Origin of the sequence: Anaerotignum propionicum DSM 1682 (assembly GCF_001561955.1) — a bacterium.
GTDB classification, from domain to species: domain Bacteria; phylum Bacillota; class Clostridia; order Lachnospirales; family Anaerotignaceae; genus Chakrabartyella; species Chakrabartyella propionicum.
Window position 1 is genome coordinate 833,542 of sequence record NZ_CP014223.1, and the last position, 20,590, is coordinate 854,131.

The window sequence follows — 20,590 nt, forward strand, 5'->3', positions numbered from 1 at the left end:
CAAGTTATTATTTATTTATCATTAAAAATAAGAAGTTAAATTTATTTTTTTTGGTACATATAAACATTAAAATGACTATTATATACAAATTGCACATTTTTTAGTACATTTAATGGAGTTTGTTTAAAAAATGAGGTGAATCCAATGCTCAACACGATGCTCATTGAAAAAGAAAGAATACAAAGAATCAATGAAAATAAAAGGATAATTGATGATAAAAGAATTCGTATTATTACCGGTCACTACGGTAGTGGCAAGACTGAGTTCGCAGTGAACTATGCTATGAAACTCGCAGGAAATAACCGAAAGGTTGCCATTGCCGATTTAGATATCGTAAATGTTTATTTTCGCTCTAGGGAAAAAAAGAAGGAATTAGAAAAGGCAGGTATTTTGGTGATATCCTCTTCAATTGAGGGGGACGGGCTGGATGTACCTGCAGTTTCTGCGGCTATGACAATGCCTGCGAGGGATCACAGCTTTGATTACATTGTTGACTTGGGGGGAAACGATGTGGGGACAAAGGTGCTTGGTCGTTTAAAACCTATTTTGGACCATGCGGAAGTAGATTTTTTTATGGTTGTCAATGCGTATCGTCCTGATACGTCCACACCAGAGGGGATTATCGAGCAAATGGAGAAGCTTGAGTTTTCATCGGGTTTGAAGGTGACAGGTTTCATTAACAATACAAACCTGATTCGAGAGACCACTCCACAGTGTCTTTTGGACGGGGATAGGGTTTTGAGAGAGGTAACAAAGCAAACAGGAATTCCTGTAAGGTATGTTTCTTATGTTGAGGAATTAATGACGGAAGAGATACCCCAAGGGCTTTCCGGTGAGTTGTTCCCTATGAAGTTTTATATGAGAAAAACCTGGATGTAAATTTAAATATTTATGGAGGTGTATTTGAATGGCAAAAGGTAGAGTAATCATTAACGAAACGCTCTGTAAGGGCTGTGAACTTTGTGTTTCTGTTTGTCCAAAGCATGTGCTGAAGCTTTCCGAAACCAAAATTAATGCTGCAGGCTATAACCCTGCGGAATCAGTAAATGACGATTGTATCGCTTGCACAAGCTGTGCAAAAATGTGTCCAGACTGTGCAATTACAGTAGAAAAACTTGACTAACAGAGAGGAGGAAATTTCAATGGCAAAGGTTTTAATGAAAGGCAATGAAGCAGTTGGTAAGGCAGCGATTGAGGCGGGTTGCAGATACTTTTTTGGCTATCCGATAACTCCTCAGAGTGAAGTTCCAGAATACTTATCCAGCGAATTACCCAAGGTTGGTGGCGTGTTTGTTCAGGCTGAGTCTGAAGTTGCGGCAATCAACATGGTTTATGGTGCTGCAGGTGCAGGCGCTCGTGTTTTAACGAGTTCTTCTTCCCCCGGTATTGCTTTGAAGCAGGAAGGCATTGGCTATATTTCTAATGCTGGTTTACCTGCAGTTATTATTAATATGATGCGTGGCGGCCCTGGTTTGGGTACAATTCAACCCGGTCAGGCTGACTATAACATGACTGTAAAAGGCGGTTCCAACGGTGACTATCATGATATCGTTTTGGCACCTGCATCCGTACAGGAAGCTGTTGATATGGTTATGGAAGCTTTTGATTTGGCTGATTACTACGGTACACCAGTTATCATTTTGGCTGACGGCTTGATTGGTCAGATGATGGAGCCCGTTGAATTTAATTATGTTTGCAAAAAAGAATTGCCTCCTAAAGACTGGGCATTGACTGGCAAGGGCGATGGCGAGAAGCATATGGTAGAAAACTTGGTTATCGAAGCTGCTGATTGTGAAGCTTGGAACAAGAGACATTTTGAGAAATATGCGAAGATTGAAGCTAATGAGCAGGCTTGGGAAGAATACATGATGGATGATGCAGAATACGCATTTGTATCCTATGGTACATCCTCCAGAATCGTAAGAACTGCAATCAGCTATTTAAGAGAAGAAGGCTTCAAGGTTGGTATGATTAGACCAAAAACATTATGGCCTTTCCCTGTAAATGCTTTTGATAAATGGGACAAGAACATTAAAAAATATCTTGACGTGGAAATGAGCATGGGACAGATGGTTCAGGATGTTGCTTATGCTTGTAACGACAAAAATAAAATTGAGTTCTATGGCAGAACAGGTGGTATCGTTCCTGCAGTAGATGAAATTGTTGAGTTTGGTAAGAAAGTTATGGGAGGTGACAAATAATGGCAGTTATATTTCAAAAACCCAAAGCTTTAACTGATGTAAAATTGCATTATTGTCCTGGTTGTGCACATGGTATCGTTCACAGACTTGTAGCAGAAGTTTTAGAAGAAATGGGCGAAGACAAAAACGCAATTGCAGCAGTTCCTGTTGGTTGTGCTGTATTTGCAAACAAATATTTCAATTTTGATGCAATTCAGTGTGCACATGGTCGTGCTCCCGCAACTGCAACTGGTATCAAAAGAGTACATCCCGATAAATTGGTTATGACATATCAGGGTGACGGTGACTTGGCTTCCATCGGTACTGCAGAAATCGTTCATGCAGCTGCAAGAGGGGAAAAAATCACCACCGTTTTCATCAACAATGGTATTTATGGTATGACAGGCGGTCAGATGGCGCCTACTACATTGCCAGGCATGAAGGCAACAACTGCAAAGGCTGGCCGTGATCCTAAAATCAACGGTAACCCCATCCGTGTTTCCGAAATGCTTGCAACTTTAGATGGTCCTGCTTACATCGAAAGAGTAAGTATCTCCACACCTGCTCAGGTTACTCAGGCAAAAAAGGCAATTAGAAAAGCTTTTGAAATTCAGAAACAAGGTCTTGGCTTTACATTTGTAGAGGTTGTTTCTACTTGTCCTACAAACTGGGGTCTTACACCTGTAAAATCTATGGAATTTGTAAGAGAAAAAATGATCCCTTACTATCCTCTTGGCGTTTACAAGGACATCACTGCAGAGGAGGGCAAATAATATGAATACACAGAGAATTTGTTGTGCAGGTTTCGGCGGTCAGGGTACACTTTCCATGGGTAAAATCTTGGCTTACGCAGGCATGTTAGAGGGTCATGAGGTTTCATGGTGCCCCTCCTATGGTCCTGAAATGCGTGGTGGTACAGCGAACTGCCATGTTATTGTATCTGATGAACCAATTGGCTCTCCAGTAATCACCAGTGATGCAAATTGCGTGATTGCAATGAATCAGCCTTCTTTAGATAAATTTGTTGACATCCTTGGTGATGGCGGCGTTCTGATTGCAAATGCTGATTTGGCTGTTTTGAAGGAAGACAGAAGCAATATCCAAGTGATGAATGTTCCTGCAAACTCCATGGCTACACAGGAATTTGGCAGTGCAAAATTGGCAAACATTATTCTTTTGGGCGCTGTTATTCAGGCAACCGGTTCTGTAAAAGTGGAAAGCATTGATGATGCATTTGCTCATGTTTTCGGGGGCGCGAAGGCAAAATTTATCCCTGATAACAAGAAGGCATTTGAAATTGGCTTCGAATTTGCGAAAAATTACAAATAACACTATTTGATCCTAAATATTGACGGCCTTTTGGCAGGGGAAACCCTGCCAAAAGGTTTTTTTATTGTAAAAAAGCATTCCGTACTGATGGCAGATATGATATAATTATAAAAATAAATGTTTCATAAAAGTAAATCTGAAGAGTAAGAAGCAGCAATAAAGAGCTGTGAGAGGTACCTTCTGAAATGCCTATAGTATAGAGTTTATTGAGCATATTTTTTACTTGAGATATTTATTAAAAATGTATAGTTATAAACGGCATTCTATAAAAATGCAAGATTGCATTGCATTTTTATTTCGAGATAATAACGAGTACGCTTGGAACAAGTCTTTGTAGGGTATTTTAAAAACTTGTGCAAGTTTTGCATATTTTGTAAAGGGCGAGGGAGAGGAGTGCAGTTTTTTGAAGAACAGAATTAAAATTATTGTAGATGGAAAGTCCTTTACGCTTGTGGGGGAAGAGACGGAAATGCATATGCAGGCAGTTGCCTCATACATAGATGATAAAATAGTGGAAATTCGTAAAAATGCTGCGGCTGTGAAGATGGATACCAGCCTTGCTTATGTTTTGGCGGCTTTAAACGTTGCAGATGATTATTTTAAAGAAAAAGAAAAAGTGGCCGAGCTTGAGGGTCGTAATTTAGGTTTGAGCACCAGGCTTGAGGAGCTGGTTTTTCAGTTGGATGAAGCGAGGCTGGAGATTGCTGAATTAAAAGAGAATTTTAATCAGGCGGAGAAAGAGATTCAGGTAATTGACAATCCATCGCTTGAAGAGTTTGGAAAAGTATTTGAAATAGATTTTGAAGAAAAGCTTGATGATAAGAAGGAAGAGGCGCTTGAAGAAAGCAAGGAGGAAAAACCTGAAACCAGCGAAGAACCGAAAGTTGAACCTCATTTACAAACGGAGGAAAAACCCCATTTTTATCCTATGGGATTAAAGGGGGGACAGGCAGAGCGGATTATGACCCAAAAAGCAAAAAGAGGGAAACGTCGTAGAAAATAGGTTATACTTTGTAAAGTATTCTAGAAAAAGGTTAAGCGAAAAACTATTGAGATAGATTGTTCAGACAAATCATTAAATTATTTTAGAATAATAAAGAATAAGAGCGTCAGACCTTTCGTTATTATAAAACGAAAGGTGATTTGCTTTTTTGGTAATAATAAACTAGATATTGAAGGCAAAAGCGTTCATTTTATAGAAACTTTAAGAGTAAGTAAACAAAATGGACTGCTTTTTTAGAGAGGAGAATGAAAATGTCTGCAAGGAATAAGCCTGAATTATTGGCTCCAGCAGGCTCTATGGAGAGTTTGAAGGCGGCAGTAAACAATGGTTGTGATGCCGTTTATTTAGGAGGAAAGCTCTTTAGTGCCAGACAGTTTGCGGGGAATTTCTCATTGGAGGAATTGGAAGAGGCATGTGATTACTGTCACTTAAGAGGGGTAAAGGTATATGTGACGATAAATACATTATATAAGGATGAAGAATTAAAAGAATTGCTTGGTTTTGTTGGGAAACTATTCAAGATGGGCGTTGATGCTCTTATTATCCAAGATAGTGGGGCGGCAAAATTAATTCGTGAAAACTATCCAGATTTACCATTGCATGCCAGTACACAAATGACAGCAAACTCATTGGAGGATGTTAGATATTTGGAGAGCTTGGGATTTTCTAAAATTGTGTTAAGCCGTGAGCTTTCCTTAGAAGAAATCAGTGAAATTACACAACAAGCAGAGGCAGAAATTGAAACCTTTATTCATGGAGCGTTGTGTGTTTGTTATTCCGGGCAGTGCCTCATGAGCAGTATTTTGGGAGGAAGGAGCGGCAACCGTGGACGGTGTGCTCAAACCTGTCGTTTGCCCTATACTCTTTACAAAGGTGCGGACAAATTGCAAGAGGGCTACCTGCTTTCTCCAAAGGATATTCAGACAGTGACGATTTTGCCCCAACTGATAGAGGCTGGCATTGCTTCTTTGAAAATTGAGGGGCGCATGAAAAATCCCGAATATGTGGCGGGAGTTACTGGAATTTACCGTAAATATATCGATTTGTATTTTGATGACCCTGACCATTATCAGGTTTCATCTGAGGATATAAAGGCTTTGACTCAGCTATTTAACCGTGGAGGTTTCACTGAGGGTTATTATACCTCTGCCGGCGGTAAGGATATGATGAGCATTGAAAGACCCAAAACTTGGGGATTAAAAGTTGGTATTGTGGATAGCTACATTCCTAAGCATAACCGTGTAACCATTCGTACCAGAGAAGCCTTGGTACCAGGGGATGGTATTGAGATTTGGACAGCGAAGGAACCTCATGTAGGCACCAATATATCTAAAGCCTCTAAAGCCGGCGAGGTCATTTCTTTGGCTATAGAAGGGGATATTCAAAAAAACGATGTGGTTTATCGTACGTACGGAAAGGCATTAAATGACGCATTGCGCAAAACTTGGGAGAGGGACAGTCGTAAAAAATCCATTTGGGGACTGCTGAAAGTTAAGAAAGGCCAGCCATTGGCGTTACAGTTATGGGACATGAGTGGCAGTAATATTTATGTAACAGGAGATATGGTGGAATCAGCTGCAAATCAGCCTACTTCTTTGGAAAAGCTAAAGCAGCAAATAGAAAAAATGGGGGCAACCTCTTTTGTGCTTGAGGCATTGGAGATTGATGGGGATGACGACATCTATGTGAGTGTTGGTGCATTGAATCAATTGAGAAGAATGGCTGTTGAGGCTTTGGAAGAAGCTATTTTGAAAAAGTCAAAAAGACAAGAGATCCAAAAGGGCATAAAAGAGGAAAAAGAAAAAAGCTCTTATATTCTTCAGAAAAAACTCCATGCTTTGGTTACGGAGTTTTCACAGTTAGAGGCCATTGTGGGTACAAAGGGGCTTAAGGTGATTTATTTTGAAGCTTCTGCGGAAATGGAGAGAATGTTACCTCAAGCATTAAAGCTTTGCAATAGTTTTGATGTTAGTCTATATGCCGCATTGCCCAAAATCAGTAGACAATGGCGCAAGGATATTGAGGATGCCATGGTGGAATGCTTGAAAAAAACGGAGATTGATGGATTTTTGGTGCGTTCTGCGGGTCAGTTTGGTTTAGTAAAGGACAGTGGGAAGAAAATCACGGTGGATTATACGTTAAATGTAATGAATGAAGAAGGCGTTGCTTTTTGGAAACAGCAGGGCGCCGACAGTGTATGTCTATCTGTGGAAGCGAATCTAAAGGAGATCAATGCCATGGGAGATAAGGACTGTGAAATGGTGGTTTATGGGTATCTTCCTCTTATGAAAACGCAACAATGTCCCATCGGCAACTTTACAGGCGAGAAAGAAGGGCATTTTTATTGTTCTGAAAAGAATAATACGGAGTTGTATTTCTTGAAGGATAGAAAGGGTCTAAAGTTTCCTTTAATGACAGATTGTGAGCGTTGCGTTTGTACGGTATTAAACAGTAAGCCGTTATTTACGCTGAAATTTTATGACGAAATTTTAGAAAGTGTAACAGGAAGTGTGCGCTTGGAATTTACAAAGGAGGGGATCGGCCGTGCAGCAAGAATAACCAAGGCATATGCTGAAATGACCCAAGACCCTAATAAAATTAGCTCAGAAACAAGAAGCCTATTGGAAGAAATGAGAGAAAAAGGGAATACGAAAGGACATTTCTTCCGCGGAGTGGAGTGAGGATATGTTTGATCTGTTGATCATGTTGAGCAGATATCTATTTATCTTTTATATTGGATTCTTTTTATGGCAGGGCATTGTTTATATTGCGTATGAACAGGGCGGCTTTTTGGGCAGCCCTTATCATGCGGTTTCTATCCAACGACGCCTTATTATTTTAATGCACATTACAGCTTTTTTGATCTTGGCTTTTAATCGGGATTCAGGTATATATGATTGGAAAACTGTTGTGTTTGGGGCGGCAGGATGTGTTTTTCTGCTGGCATCAATACATTTTTTAGACCGATTTTATTATGAAGGGTGTCCTTTGATTTGGACAGGTACGCTTTTTTTGATGGACTTAAGCTTAATTATGCTTCAAAGAATCGATCCAAGCTTAGCCTATAAGCAATTGATGTGGATGGTTATAGGACTGGCGGGTATGTTAATGCTCCCATTCTTTTTCCGTTTGATACCACGCTTTGAAGTTTTTGAATGGGCATATATTATTTTTTGTTTCGGTTTATTATTGTGCACAAAAATTTTTGGTGTAGAACGTCATGGTTCCACAAACTGGCTGAGTATTAGCGGAATCACCTTTCAGCCTTCCGAATTGGTAAAGTTTTTATTTATTTTTTACCTTGCAAGTGTATTTCGTAAAAGGATTGAATGGAAAGAATTCATTATTACTGGTGTGCTAAGTGCAGGGGTGGTTATGCTTTTGGTTTTGCAAAAGGACTTAGGAAGTGCGTTAATCTTCTTTATGACTTATATGGTTATGCTCTATATTGCCACCGCAAATGAGTTTTTATTTTTGTTGGGTATGGGGGCGGCATCCTTTGCCGCTACGTTGGCCTTCAAAATTTTCTCCCATGTTCGGGTGCGTGTTGCCGCTTGGCAAAACCCTTGGGCGGATATTGACCGTGGTGGATATCAAATTGTAAACTCCTTATTTGCAATTACTACATGGGGGCTTTTAGGCAGCGGATTGACTAAGGGAATGCCGAAAAGTATACCTGTAGTGGAAAGTGATTTTATTTTTGCTGCAATTTGCGAGGAATTTGGTGCACTGTTTGGCGCAGGGGTTATTTGCATCTTTATCATGCTGCTATACAGGGGTGTGCGTATTGCTTTGGATTCCAAACGAAGATATTATAGTATTTTGGCCATTGGAGTTACAACAATGCTTTGTTTCCAAGCTTTTATTATCATTGGCGGTGTGATTAAGCTCATCCCTTTAACAGGGGTTACTCTTCCTTTTGTTAGCTATGGTGGCACCTCTGTTTTGGTTAGCCTTATGATGATAGGGCTTTTGCAGTGGGTTTGTGTTTATTGTGAACAACATGGCGTTGACGAGGAAGCTCCTCCGATTTTTGAAGTTGAGGGAGGGGAAGATTATGAATAATATGAAAAGAAGTATTAGACGAATTTTTTGGCTTCTGGTTCTTTGTTTTTTTCTTTTACTGGGGTACATGGGTAAACTGGTTTTAATGGATCGTGATGGGATTTCCGCCAATTCCTATAATGCCCGTTTGCGTTATGTGGATAACACCATTCGTCGTGGAGATATCATTGATAGGAATGGAGAGGTTCTGGCTACCAGCGTATTGCAAAGTGATGGCACATATGAGAGAAAATATCTCCGATCCCGTATGGCGGCCCACATTACAGGTTATAGCAGTGTTGGGAAAACAGGGGTTGAGGCTGCTGAAAATTTTCAGATGATGACATTGCATAACGAATTTTTTCAAAGAGTACTATCTGTTTCCACAGGAAAAGAATTGGTGGGTAACAGTGTTGTAGTAACGGTTGACATGGATATTCAGACAACTGCAGGTAATCTTTTGGGGAATGCCAGGGGGGCAGTGGTGGTGATGGAACCATCAACAGGGCGAATATTGGCATTACAGGCATATCCCGATTTTGATCCCAATACCGTTGCTGCCAATTGGGACAACTTAAAGGATAATGAGAATAGTCCCTTGGTGAACCGAGCAACTCAAGGCCTATATCCCCCCGGATCCACTTTCAAACTAGTGAGTTCTCTGGCCGTAATGGAAAATAAAAAGGACTGGAAAACAAGAACCTATGAATGCACCGGAGAAGCTGAATTTGAAAATAAGGTGATTCATTGTTATAATAATAAGGCACACGGAACTGTAGATTTGAAACAGGCCTTGACAGTTTCCTGCAACTGCTATTTTGCACAATTGGCCACAGAAATCGGGGCATCTAAGCTAAAAGGTGTAATGGAGCGGGTGGGTATGGAAACGCCTTCTTTATTTGACTTGGCTTATAGCCAAAATAAAATTGGGTTGGATGCAAATACTTCGGAAAGTGAACTGGTTGAAACAGCAATTGGTCAGGGTAAAACAGCTGTAACGCCATTGTACATGGCAATGCTGGCATCAGCTATTGCAAACGAAGGCATTATGATGCAACCTTATATAATAGACCATATTCAATACAGCAATGGTAAGGTGGGAAAGCAAACGGTTCCGAAAAAGTTGGCAGAAATTTGTACAACAGAGGAAGCCACCGCTCTTCGAGATATGATGGTCTCTGTTGTGGAAAAAGGTACGGGTACTGCTGCATCTGTGAAAGGGATCACAGTGGCAGGAAAAACCGGTACAGCTGAAAATGCCACGGGAAATGACCATTCATGGTTTGTTGGCTTTGCACCGGCGGAAGATCCAAAGGTAGCAGTGGCGGTAGTAATCGAAAATTCTAAAGCATACGGCAGTGCAACACCGATTGCCGGGAAAGTGATAAAAGAGGCTCTGAATCAACTAGAGAATGAATAAATTTTCAGTTTGTTGGGATTTATACCATAATTAGCAGCGAAAAAGCAAGTTAGTATGGTGACTTTTCCTACACAAATAGAAGATGAAATAAAATTTTGTATTGAAAAAGAAACAAAAATTACTTATTTGAACCGTTTCTCAGACAAAGCGGTTTTTCCTAAAGAAAGACCGCTCAGTTTATGTATATTTTTGATTAAAACCGTTAAATATGAACACAAATTATGCAAAGTGTGAAAGGCATTTTTGCATAATTTTTAACAAAAAAACGGATAGAAAGAACACTGCAACGAAAAGTAGCAAGTGTTTATACTTCATTTTTAATTCTGATATAGAGAGTCAATAAGCTATTTTATAACGGTAAATTTTTTATTAACAAAGTCAAAATAGCTAAAAAAGAAATGATTTTGGTTAAAAAAAAGTTTTTATTGACAAAAAATAACGTTTTTTACCTCAACATTTTGTAAAAATAAAAGAGCTTCAATTGTGAAAAATTTTTTTGAATTGAAAATGTCCAAAATTTTTCAAATAATAATAATTTTTTAACAATTTAGGTTGCAATAAAAAATGAATAGTGTTATAATCAAGACGATAACAGGAGGGTTCATGCAACAAGATTTTTTGGTTGCAGCATAAATAAATTAGCTTATATTCTGTAATAATATTGGATATAGGTTTTTTCTGTTGTCATTGTAGGATAAAGTTTTTTATGAACCATATTGTGGCTTTTTGATAGCCGAAAAAATCGAAAATAGCGAGTTGTTTTATTCGTATGAGATAAATATGGAGGAGGACAAAAGAGAATGTACACATTAGGTATTGATGTGGGTTCCGCTTCTTCAAAGGCTGTAATTTTGAAGGACGGAAAAGACATTGTGGCTGCGGAGGTTGTTCAGGTAGGAACAGGATCTTCCGGTCCTCAGAGGGCACTTGATAAGGCCTTTGAGGTAAGCGGACTGAAAAAAGAGGATATCTCTTATACAGTCGCAACCGGCTATGGCAGATTTAATTTTTCTGATGCAGATAAGCAAATCAGTGAAATCAGCTGTCATGCCAAAGGAATTTATTTTTTGGTACCCACTGCACGCACCATCATTGACATTGGCGGGCAGGATGCGAAGGCAATCCGTCTAGATGACAAGGGTGGTATCAAGCAGTTTTTTATGAATGATAAATGTGCGGCAGGTACAGGGCGTTTCCTGGAAGTAATGGCAAGAGTATTGGAAACTACCCTGGATGAAATGGCCGAATTGGATGAACAAGCTACAGATACTGCACCGATCAGCAGCACTTGTACAGTATTTGCAGAATCTGAGGTTATCTCTCAGTTATCCAATGGCGTAAGTAGAAATAACATCATTAAAGGTGTTCACCTTTCAGTTGCCAGCAGAGCTTGCGGCTTGGCTTACAGAGGCGGCTTGGAAAAAGACGTCGTAATGACAGGCGGTGTTGCAAAAAACGCAGGCGTAGTTAGAGCGGTGGCTGGTGTATTGAAAACAGACGTAATTGTGGCACCAAATCCACAAACGACAGGCGCGCTGGGTGCGGCATTGTACGCATATGAAGCGGCACAAAAAAAATAAGAAAGAGGGATTAGAATGAGTTTAACACAAGGCATGAAAGCAAAACAGTTGTTAGCCTACTTTCAGGGAAAGGCTGATCAAGATGCAAGAGAAGCAAAAGCAAGAGGCGAACTTGTTTGTTGGTCTGCTTCCGTAGCTCCCCCTGAATTCTGCGTGACAATGGGTATCGCAATGATTTATCCTGAGACCCACGCAGCAGGTATTGGCGCAAGAAAAGGCGCAATGGACATGTTGGAAGTTGCTGATAGAAAAGGCTACAATGTTGACTGCTGTTCTTACGGCAGAGTAAACATGGGTTACATGGAATGCCTGAAGGAAGCTGCAATTACAGGTGTAAAACCTGAGGTTTTGGTCAACTCTCCTGCAGCAGACGTTCCTCTGCCTGACTTGGTAATCACATGTAATAACATTTGTAATACATTGTTGAAATGGTATGAAAACCTTGCGGCAGAATTAGACATTCCTTGCATCGTTATCGACGTTCCTTTCAACCACACAATGCCTATTCCTGAATATGCAAAAGCTTACATTGCAGATCAGTTTAGAAATGCAATTTCTCAGCTGGAAGTAATCTGTGGTAGACCTTTTGACTGGAAGAAGTTTAAAGAAGTTAAAGATCAGACACAGCGTTCTGTATACCACTGGAACAGAATTGCAGAAATGGCTAAATATAAACCATCACCTTTGAATGGCTTCGACTTGTTTAATTACATGGCATTGATCGTTGCTTGCCGTTCTTTGGATTATGCTGAAATTACATTCAAAGCATTTGCTGATGAATTAGAAGAAAACTTGAAGGCTGGTATCTATGCATTCAAGGGCGCTGAAAAGACTCGTTTCCAATGGGAAGGTATTGCTGTATGGCCTCACTTGGGTCACACATTCAAGTCCATGAAGAACCTCAATTCTATCATGACAGGTACAGCTTACCCTGCACTTTGGGATTTGCACTATGATGCAAACGATGAATCTATGCACTCTATGGCAGAAGCTTATACAAGAATTTATATTAACACATGCTTACAGAACAAAGTTGAAGTTTTGTTGGGCATCATGGAAAAAGGCCAGGTTGACGGTACAGTTTATCACTTGAACAGAAGCTGTAAGTTGATGAGCTTCCTGAACGTTGAAACAGCTGAAATTATCAAAGAAAAGAATGGTTTGCCTTATGTAAGCATCGATGGTGACCAGACAGATCCTCGCGTATTCTCTCCCGCACAGTTTGATACACGTGTTCAGGCACTGGTTGAAATGATGGAAGCCAACATGGCTGCAGCAGAATAAGAAGGAGGAGAAAACGATGAGTAGAGTAGAAGCTATTTTATCCCAATTAAAAGACGTTGCCGCAAATCCTAAAAAGGCAATGGATGATTATAAGGCGGAAACAGGTAAGGGTGCAGTAGGTATTATGCCTATTTACTCCCCTGAAGAAATGGTACACGCAGCTGGTTATTTGCCTATGGGTATCTGGGGTGCACAAGGTAAAACAATTTCCAAGGCTCGTACATATCTTCCTGCATTTGCTTGTTCAGTTATGCAGCAGGTTATGGAACTGCAGTGTGAAGGCGCTTATGATGACCTTTCTGCTGTAATTTTCTCTGTACCTTGTGATACATTAAAGTGCTTAAGCCAGAAATGGAAAGGCACATCCCCTGTAATTGTATTTACACATCCTCAGAACAGAGGCTTGGAAGCTGCAAATCAGTTCTTAGTAACAGAGTATGAATTGGTAAAGGCTCAGCTTGAATCAGTTTTGGGTGTAAAAATTTCAAACGCTGCTTTGGAGAATTCCATTGCAATTTACAATGAAAACAGAGCAGTTATGCGTGAATTTGTAAAGGTTGCAGCTGATTACCCTCAGGTAATTGATGCAGTTAGCCGTCATGCTGTTTTCAAAGCAAGACAGTTCATGTTAAAAGAAAAACACACAGCACTTGTAAAAGAGCTCATTGCTGAAATTAAGGCTACACCTGTTCAGCCTTGGGATGGCAAGAAAGTTGTTGTTACAGGTATCTTACTTGAGCCCAACGAATTGCTTGATATCTTCAATGAATTCAAAATTGCTATCGTTGATGACGATTTGGCTCAGGAATCCAGACAGATTCGTGTTGACGTTCTGGATGGCGAAGGTGGCCCTCTTTATAGAATGGCAAAAGCTTGGCAGCAAATGTACGGTTGCTCTCTTGCAACTGATACAAAGAAAGGCCGCGGCAGAATGCTGATCAACAAGACAATTCAGACAGGTGCAGATGCTATCGTTGTTGCGATGATGAAATTCTGTGATCCTGAAGAATGGGATTACCCTGTAATGTACAGAGAATTTGAAGAAAAAGGCGTTAAGAGTCTGATGATCGAAGTTGATCAGGAAGTTTCTTCCTTCGAACAGATCAAGACAAGACTGCAGTCTTTCGTAGAAATGCTGTAATTTGAACAATCGTTTGCTGAAAAACTGTACACTGGGGTGGGTGACTGCTCCAGTGTATTGTAATAAGCAAATAAGCAAAAATCGATAAGATTTAGGAGGATTTTCGACAATGAGAAAGGTTCCCATTATTACCGCAGATGAGGCTGCAAAGCTTATTAAAGACGGTGATACAGTTACAACAAGTGGTTTCGTTGGAAATGCAATCCCTGAGGCTCTTGATAGAGCTGTAGAAAAAAGATTCTTAGAAACAGGCGAACCCAAAAACATTACATATGTTTATTGTGGTTCTCAAGGTAACAGAGACGGAAGAGGTGCTGAGCACTTTGCTCATGAAGGCCTTTTAAAACGTTACATCGCTGGTCACTGGGCTACAGTTCCTGCTTTGGGTAAAATGGCTATGGAAAATAAAATGGAAGCATATAATGTATCTCAGGGTGCATTGTGTCATTTGTTCCGTGATATAGCTTCTCATAAGCCAGGCGTATTTACAAAGGTAGGTATCGGTACTTTCATTGACCCCAGAAATGGCGGCGGTAAAGTAAATGATATTACCAAAGAAGATATTGTTGAATTGGTAGAGATTAAGGGTCAGGAATATTTATTCTACCCTGCTTTTCCTATTCATGTAGCTCTTATTCGTGGTACTTACGCTGATGAAAGCGGAAATATCACATTTGAGAAAGAAGTTGCTCCTCTGGAAGGAACTTCAGTATGCCAGGCTGTTAAAAACAGTGGCGGTATCGTTGTAGTTCAGGTTGAAAGAGTAGTAAAAGCTGGTACTCTTGACCCTCGTCATGTAAAAGTTCCAGGAATTTATGTTGACTATGTTGTTGTTGCTGACCCAGAAGATCATCAGCAATCTTTAGATTGTGAATATGATCCTGCATTATCAGGCGAGCATAGAAGACCTGAAGTTGTTGGAGAACCACTTCCTTTGAGTGCAAAGAAAGTTATTGGTCGTCGTGGTGCCATTGAATTAGAAAAAGATGTTGCTGTAAATTTAGGTGTTGGTGCGCCTGAATATGTAGCAAGTGTTGCTGATGAAGAAGGTATCGTTGATTTTATGACTTTAACTGCTGAAAGTGGTGCTATTGGTGGTGTTCCTGCTGGTGGCGTTCGCTTTGGTGCTTCTTATAATGCGGATGCATTGATCGATCAAGGTTATCAATTCGATTACTATGATGGCGGCGGCTTAGACCTTTGCTATTTAGGCTTAGCTGAATGCGATGAAAAAGGCAATATCAACGTTTCAAGATTTGGCCCTCGTATCGCTGGTTGTGGTGGTTTCATCAACATTACACAGAATACACCTAAGGTATTCTTCTGTGGTACTTTCACAGCAGGTGGCTTAAAGGTTAAAATTGAAGATGGCAAGGTTATTATTGTTCAAGAAGGCAAGCAGAAAAAATTCTTGAAAGCTGTTGAGCAGATTACATTCAATGGTGACGTTGCACTTGCTAATAAGCAACAAGTAACTTATATTACAGAAAGATGCGTATTCCTTTTGAAGGAAGATGGTTTGCACTTATCTGAAATTGCACCTGGTATTGATTTGCAGACACAGATTCTTGACGTTATGGATTTTGCACCTATTATTGACAGAGATGCAAACGGCCAAATCAAATTGATGGACGCTGCTTTGTTTGCAGAAGGCTTAATGGGTCTGAAGGAAATGAAGTCCTGATTTCTGTTTGAAAAATATATATATAATATTACCCCCTGTTTTCTAGAAAAGACAGGGGGATTTTTTTCACTTTAGTTTAAAGAAAAACTACCTGTTCTGCAGGTGGTAATGTTAGCTTTGGCTTTTTGACAAATAGAACCATGGATTTTAGAAATTGAAATCGTATGGATGTCGAATATGGATTCAAAAACTTTTGATGTTGCAAGAAACAGCCTAAAGGGGATGAGAAATTACCAGCTTAAGCTGGTAGTTAATCATCCTTGTATTTTTCACTGATTACCTTAAAATCATCGGCAAGAATTAAAAATGCTTTCACAAGCTCTTCGTCAAAATGTTTTCCTGAGTCTCGACATATGATTTTGATGGCTTCATCATGGGAAAAAGCCGGTTTATAAACTCTTTTGCTGGTTAAGGCATCGTACACATCTACTAAGGCCACAATTCTGGCTGACAGAGGGATATTTTCACCTGTAAGACCATTAGGATATCCGCTGCCATCCCATTTTTCGTGATGGCTATATGCTATTTCTTTTGGAATTTGAAGAAAATCATCAGAGCATTCCACCAATTTTTCTGCCTTTTCAATTGCCTCTTTCCCTAATATAGTATGGGTTTTCATAATTTCGAATTCTTCGAAGGTTAATTTGCCAGGTTTTAATAAAATGGCATCCGGAATGCCAACCTTTCCAATATCATGAAGGGGCACGGCATTCACAAGTTTTTCGATTGTTTTTTCATCCAAACTTTGTGCATATTTTGATTCTTTAGCCAGAAAGAGGCATAATTCTCTGGCATACAATTTTGTCCTTTGCAGATGATTCCCTGTTTCATTATCCCGAATTTCCGCAAGGCTGGACATGGCCATGATGGTTATTTCCTGTAAAGCCGTTACTTCTTTGGTTCTACGTTTGACTTCATCTTCAAGGTATTGATTCCTATTTTTTAGAATATCATTCGCCAGTTTAGCCGATAAATGAGCTCTGATTCTAGATAAAAAAATTTGAGGATTAACTGGCTTTGTTATGTAATCAACAGCACCAAGATTCAAGCCTATATTCTCATCTTTAGGTTCGCTTTTTGCGGTAAGAAAAATGACGGGTATGTCTTTCAAAGATTCAGTCTCTTTTAACCTACGACACGTTTCATAGCCATCCATAACTGGCATCATGACGTCCAATAATATTATATCTGGGGGCTCTTCTTTAATCAGCTTTAACGCTCGATCTCCATTTAAAGCAATTCGCACATGATATTGATCCTTTAATAATTCCGAGAATAAAGTGATATTATCCGGTACGTCATCAACAACCATAACGGTATATTTTGCATCACCATCCCTAGTATTCATTTGTCTCCCTCCATTTCCGAAGTACAACCTCAGCTTCATCAAATTCATATCTTGCGATATTAGAATCTATTGCTTGAAATAAACCTTCTCCTAATATATTTTTTAGGGTAGGACTAATTTTGTTAAAATAGGCTATGCCTTCTACATCTCCCATTTTCAGCATTCCTGTTAGCTTAACAATCATCTTATCGGCATCCTCGTTATTTACCCTTTCGGCAGATATGGATTGTTCTTTATTTATAGCCGCCGATACGATTTCCGCCGAAACTTTGTCAAATTCTTGAACCACTGCTTCTGCTGCTACTTTCAATTCATTAAGAGGAGAATTTAATTCTGCCATTCTTTCAAGCTCATTAGCAAGCTGAAATACCTTTGTGGCGCCAATATTACCAGCAACTCCTTTTAAAATATGAGCTTGGTTTTGCAACAGTCCATAATCTTCTGAATTATTTTTAATTTTTTCTATGATGTCTTTCTGTTCCGTAGCAAATTTATAAAGAAGTTTTTCATAAAGCTCTTTATTGCCTGACAGACGGTGTATTCCCATTTGAGCATCTATCCCATAAATAGAAGGAAAGGATCTTTCCATGTTTTCTGCTGATTTATCAGAATACGTTTTTGGATAGTCCTTGAAATATGACTTATTCTTTGCCCATTTTGAAACCATTTCCATCAGCAGCTCTGGATCAATGGGTTTGGCAATATGGTCATTCATTCCAGCTTGATAGCACTTTTCCTTTTCTTCTTGCATATTTCTGGCAGTCATTGCAATGATAGGTATTTCGGTATCTATTTCACGAATCTGTTTTGTGGCTTCAAAGCCATCCATTTCAGGCATTTGAATATCCATGAAAATTAAGTCATACGTTTCTATTCTACTTTTAAAACATTGCACTGCTTGCAATCCGTTATTTGAAATTGCCACTTTGCATCCTTGACTTTGCAAGAGTTCGCAGGCAATTTGCTGATTCACCTCGTTGTCTTCCACCAGAAGAATATTGATTCCATGAAAAGATGAGGCTATTTCGTATTGGGGATCTTCTTTTTGGGATATGGAGAGGTCTTTGGCAAAAATGTTTACAATTGCATCATATAAACTTGATTGTGATATCGGCTTTGTTAAAAAAGCAGCTATGCCCAAATCTTGTGCGTTTTTTTTCATTTCCTCCAAATCATAAGCTGTAACCAATATTACCAAAGGCTTAATTTTGATTTCAGATAATGCATTTATATGTTTTACCGTCTCCATTCCATCCAAGTCCGGCATATTCCAATCAATCAAGAGCAGTTGATAGGGTGATTCAAAACTATTCTTTTGTATCAATTCTAATGCCTGACCCCCAGATGCAGCTAATTCCACTGTAGCACCCATATTCTCCATGTACTCTTTCATAATTTCGCCTGCCATGGGATTATCATCAACAACTAATGTTTTAATTTTTTTGATATCATGAAGAGTAATACATTTTTTAGAGGATAGTGTTTCCCCAATATCGAACCATGCTGTAAAAGAAAATGTGCTTCCTACATTTTCTTCACTTTCTAGCCACAGCCTTCCATTCATCATTTCTGCCAAAGTTTTACTAATTGTAAGACCAAGCCCAGTTCCGCCATATTGTCTAGTAATGGTGTTATCAGATTGAGTAAATGCCTCAAATAATTTTTCCTGATTTTCTTTGGATATTCCTATGCCGCTATCTGATACACGAAACTTCAAACAAAGTTTTTGTTCTTTTTGTTCTTCTCTAATCACATCAATACGGATTTCTCCGGTATGAGTGAACTTAACAGCGTTGCTCAAGAGATTCGTAATTATTTGCCCAAGGCGTAAGGGGTCGCCAATAATTTGTACAGGTATATCACAAGGAAGGTGATAAATAACTTCTAAATTTTTCTCTCTAGCCTTGGGTATCAAAAGTTCAATGGATTTTGTGAGCACTTCATCCAAATTAAATTCCAGCTTTTCCATTTTTAACTTTCCAGCCTCTATCTTAGAAAAATCCAGAATATCATTGACGATGCGAAGTAGGGAAGTTGCCGCGTTGTTTATCTTGGAAAGATAGTCTCTTTGTTTATCTGTTAACTGGGTTTGCAATGCCAAATAGGACATCCCAATTACCGCATTCATAGGTGTTCTTATTTCATGGCTCATGTTTGCTAGAAACATAGATTTTGCTTCCGTAGCGGCATTAGCCTGAATGAATGCGTTCTGTAATTCAATTTCCTTCTCTTTCAGCTCTGAGATATCAGTCAAAATGCCGATGTAGCCACCAATATCACCGGTAGAAGTATAATAGGCATTAACACAATATAACAGCGCAGTTTCTTTTCCATTTATCGTTGAAACAATTTGCCGAATAGCAGGTTTTCCGGTTTCTACGGACTCTTGACGCATCTCAGTAAACCTCTGGTATTTAAACGTATCCATCCAGGGAGTATCCTTGAAATTTGTTCCTTGATGTGGATTGGTATCTGTTTGATATACCCGTGTAAATTCTGAATTTGCCCCAAGGAAGATGTCTTCTTTGTCCACATAAAAAATGGAGCTTGGAATTACATCAATCAACTGGCTGATGAACTTGCTTTGATCATCAAGGGTATTTTTTAAAAGCAGTGCTTCAGTGATATTTTCTTTGATACTCACATAGTAGGCCGTTTCTCCATTCTCTCCAACAATGGGAGAAATTACTGCACGCTCATAAAACTCATTTCCATTTTTATCTATATTTGTGAATTCTCCGATCCATTTTTCACCTTGGGTAATATTTTTCCACAGTGATTTGTATGTTTCCGGCTGATTTTTATTTGATTTCAAAATACGAGTATGCTTACCAATCACTTCATCCAACGTATATCCTGTTACTTCTGTAAAATAAGGGTTTACGTACTTTATATTTCCATGATCATCAGTTATTACAATAGATAGGGGAGATTGTTCAATCACACTGGAATATAAACGAAGCTGTTCATTCTCTTCTTTTTTTAAATGAAGTTTTAGTTCGGAGATGTTTAGTTGTTTCATTCTTTTTGTATGTTTCTCCATCATCCAAAGAATGAAATGAATGCTTAAGGCAACTGAAAAGCCTAATATTCCATCCTCTTGATGCCTCACGAAGACGGAAAAAGCAGTCAAGATAATAAGAAATATATTTCCCAAATAAGCAATGAGAAATCTTTTTCTGGTAGCTTCACATGTTACGAATCCAACCATCGCTAAAAATTGTATTTGAACAAGCACTCCGTTGAATATTACTGTGTTTATCTGAGTTTTTCCTATGGTGATAGTCTTCTGAAATAAAACATAGGCCATCAATAAAAAAGAAATAAAATAAAAGGATAGATAAATACCTGTTACAATTTTTTTAGAGAATTTTTTCTCTTTTCTTTCTTTTGTAATGTCACTTTCATTCATAGTGTTCTGACTCCCTTCTATCGCACTAGACTTTTGTAAAACCTATTTAACTTCTAAATTTTATGTATTATTTTGAAACGACAGCACCTCAAAAGTCATCAATTGAGGGTTTCTCATAGGTTTGTGGAAGTTTTGAGCTTTGCCATGTGGGCACTAGGCAAAACA

At 39.1% G+C, this 20,590-nt stretch carries 15 protein-coding genes; 13 read left to right on the forward strand and 2 right to left on the reverse strand.

Annotation, left to right across the window (positions count from 1 at the left end; translation table 11 throughout):
* Positions 1–144 precede the first annotated feature (144 nt).
* From CPRO_RS04050 to CPRO_RS04110, 13 genes are all read left to right on the forward strand, one after another.
* Positions 145–879 (forward strand): nucleotide-binding protein, encoded by a 735-nt coding sequence (locus tag CPRO_RS04050; RefSeq protein ID WP_236782380.1) that lies wholly within the window; start codon positions 145–147, stop codon positions 877–879.
* A gap of 28 nt (positions 880–907) precedes the next feature.
* Complete coding sequence (locus tag CPRO_RS04055) at positions 908–1,123, forward strand: 4Fe-4S dicluster domain-containing protein (protein ID WP_066048094.1); 216 nt, start codon at positions 908–910, stop codon at positions 1,121–1,123.
* Between the two features lie 19 nt (positions 1,124–1,142).
* Positions 1,143–2,201, forward strand: coding sequence for a 3-methyl-2-oxobutanoate dehydrogenase subunit VorB (locus CPRO_RS04060; RefSeq protein ID WP_066048098.1), 1,059 nt, complete (start codon positions 1,143–1,145; stop codon positions 2,199–2,201).
* Complete coding sequence (locus CPRO_RS04065; RefSeq protein WP_066048100.1) at positions 2,201–2,953, forward strand: thiamine pyrophosphate-dependent enzyme; 753 nt, start codon at positions 2,201–2,203, stop codon at positions 2,951–2,953. The genes CPRO_RS04060 and CPRO_RS04065 overlap by 1 nt, the downstream gene beginning before the upstream one ends.
* Position 2,954: 1 nt before the next feature.
* Positions 2,955–3,509, forward strand: coding sequence for a 2-oxoacid:acceptor oxidoreductase family protein (locus CPRO_RS04070; protein WP_066048102.1), 555 nt, complete (start codon positions 2,955–2,957; stop codon positions 3,507–3,509).
* 403 nt (positions 3,510–3,912) lie between these two features.
* A complete protein-coding gene (locus CPRO_RS04075) occupies positions 3,913–4,512 on the forward strand; it encodes a cell division protein ZapA (protein WP_066048103.1) in 600 nt (199 codons plus the stop codon).
* A gap of 251 nt (positions 4,513–4,763) precedes the next feature.
* A complete protein-coding gene (locus tag CPRO_RS04080; protein WP_159430657.1) occupies positions 4,764–7,193 on the forward strand; it encodes a U32 family peptidase in 2,430 nt (809 codons plus the stop codon).
* A gap of 4 nt (positions 7,194–7,197) precedes the next feature.
* Entirely contained in the window at positions 7,198–8,577 is a 1,380-nt protein-coding gene (locus CPRO_RS04085; RefSeq protein ID WP_066048107.1) for an FtsW/RodA/SpoVE family cell cycle protein, read from the forward strand.
* Positions 8,570–9,976, forward strand: coding sequence for a peptidoglycan D,D-transpeptidase FtsI family protein (locus CPRO_RS04090; RefSeq protein ID WP_072743422.1), 1,407 nt, complete (start codon positions 8,570–8,572; stop codon positions 9,974–9,976). The genes CPRO_RS04085 and CPRO_RS04090 overlap by 8 nt, the downstream gene beginning before the upstream one ends.
* Positions 9,977–10,776: 800 nt before the next feature.
* A complete protein-coding gene (locus tag CPRO_RS04095; protein WP_066048110.1) occupies positions 10,777–11,556 on the forward strand; it encodes an acyl-CoA dehydratase activase in 780 nt (259 codons plus the stop codon).
* A 15-nt stretch (positions 11,557–11,571) separates the two neighbouring features.
* Positions 11,572–12,840 carry a 2-hydroxyacyl-CoA dehydratase subunit D gene (gene lcdA, locus CPRO_RS04100; RefSeq protein ID WP_066048111.1) on the forward strand — a complete coding sequence of 423 codons (1,269 nt, stop codon included), beginning with the start codon at positions 11,572–11,574 and terminating at the stop codon, positions 12,838–12,840.
* Positions 12,841–12,856: 16 nt separating this feature from the next.
* On the forward strand, positions 12,857–13,981 hold the full coding sequence (gene lcdB / locus CPRO_RS04105; RefSeq protein ID WP_066048114.1) for a lactoyl-CoA dehydratase subunit beta: 1,125 nt from the start codon (positions 12,857–12,859) through the stop codon (positions 13,979–13,981).
* A gap of 109 nt (positions 13,982–14,090) precedes the next feature.
* Positions 14,091–15,665, forward strand: coding sequence for an acyl CoA:acetate/3-ketoacid CoA transferase (locus tag CPRO_RS04110; protein WP_066048121.1), 1,575 nt, complete (start codon positions 14,091–14,093; stop codon positions 15,663–15,665).
* A gap of 250 nt (positions 15,666–15,915) precedes the next feature.
* Here CPRO_RS04110 and CPRO_RS04115 read toward each other — a convergent pair whose 3' ends face one another.
* Both CPRO_RS04115 and CPRO_RS04120 read right to left on the reverse strand, forming a co-directional pair.
* Positions 15,916–17,013, reverse strand: a complete 1,098-nt coding sequence (locus CPRO_RS04115; protein WP_066048123.1) for a response regulator — start codon at positions 17,011–17,013, stop codon at positions 15,916–15,918.
* Positions 17,003–20,425: a response regulator gene (locus tag CPRO_RS04120; RefSeq protein WP_066048125.1), complete on the reverse strand. Its 3,423-nt coding sequence runs from the start codon at positions 20,423–20,425 to the stop codon at positions 17,003–17,005. Before CPRO_RS04120 ends, CPRO_RS04115 begins: the two co-directional genes overlap by 11 nt.
* Between the last annotated feature and the right edge of the window lie 165 nt (positions 20,426–20,590).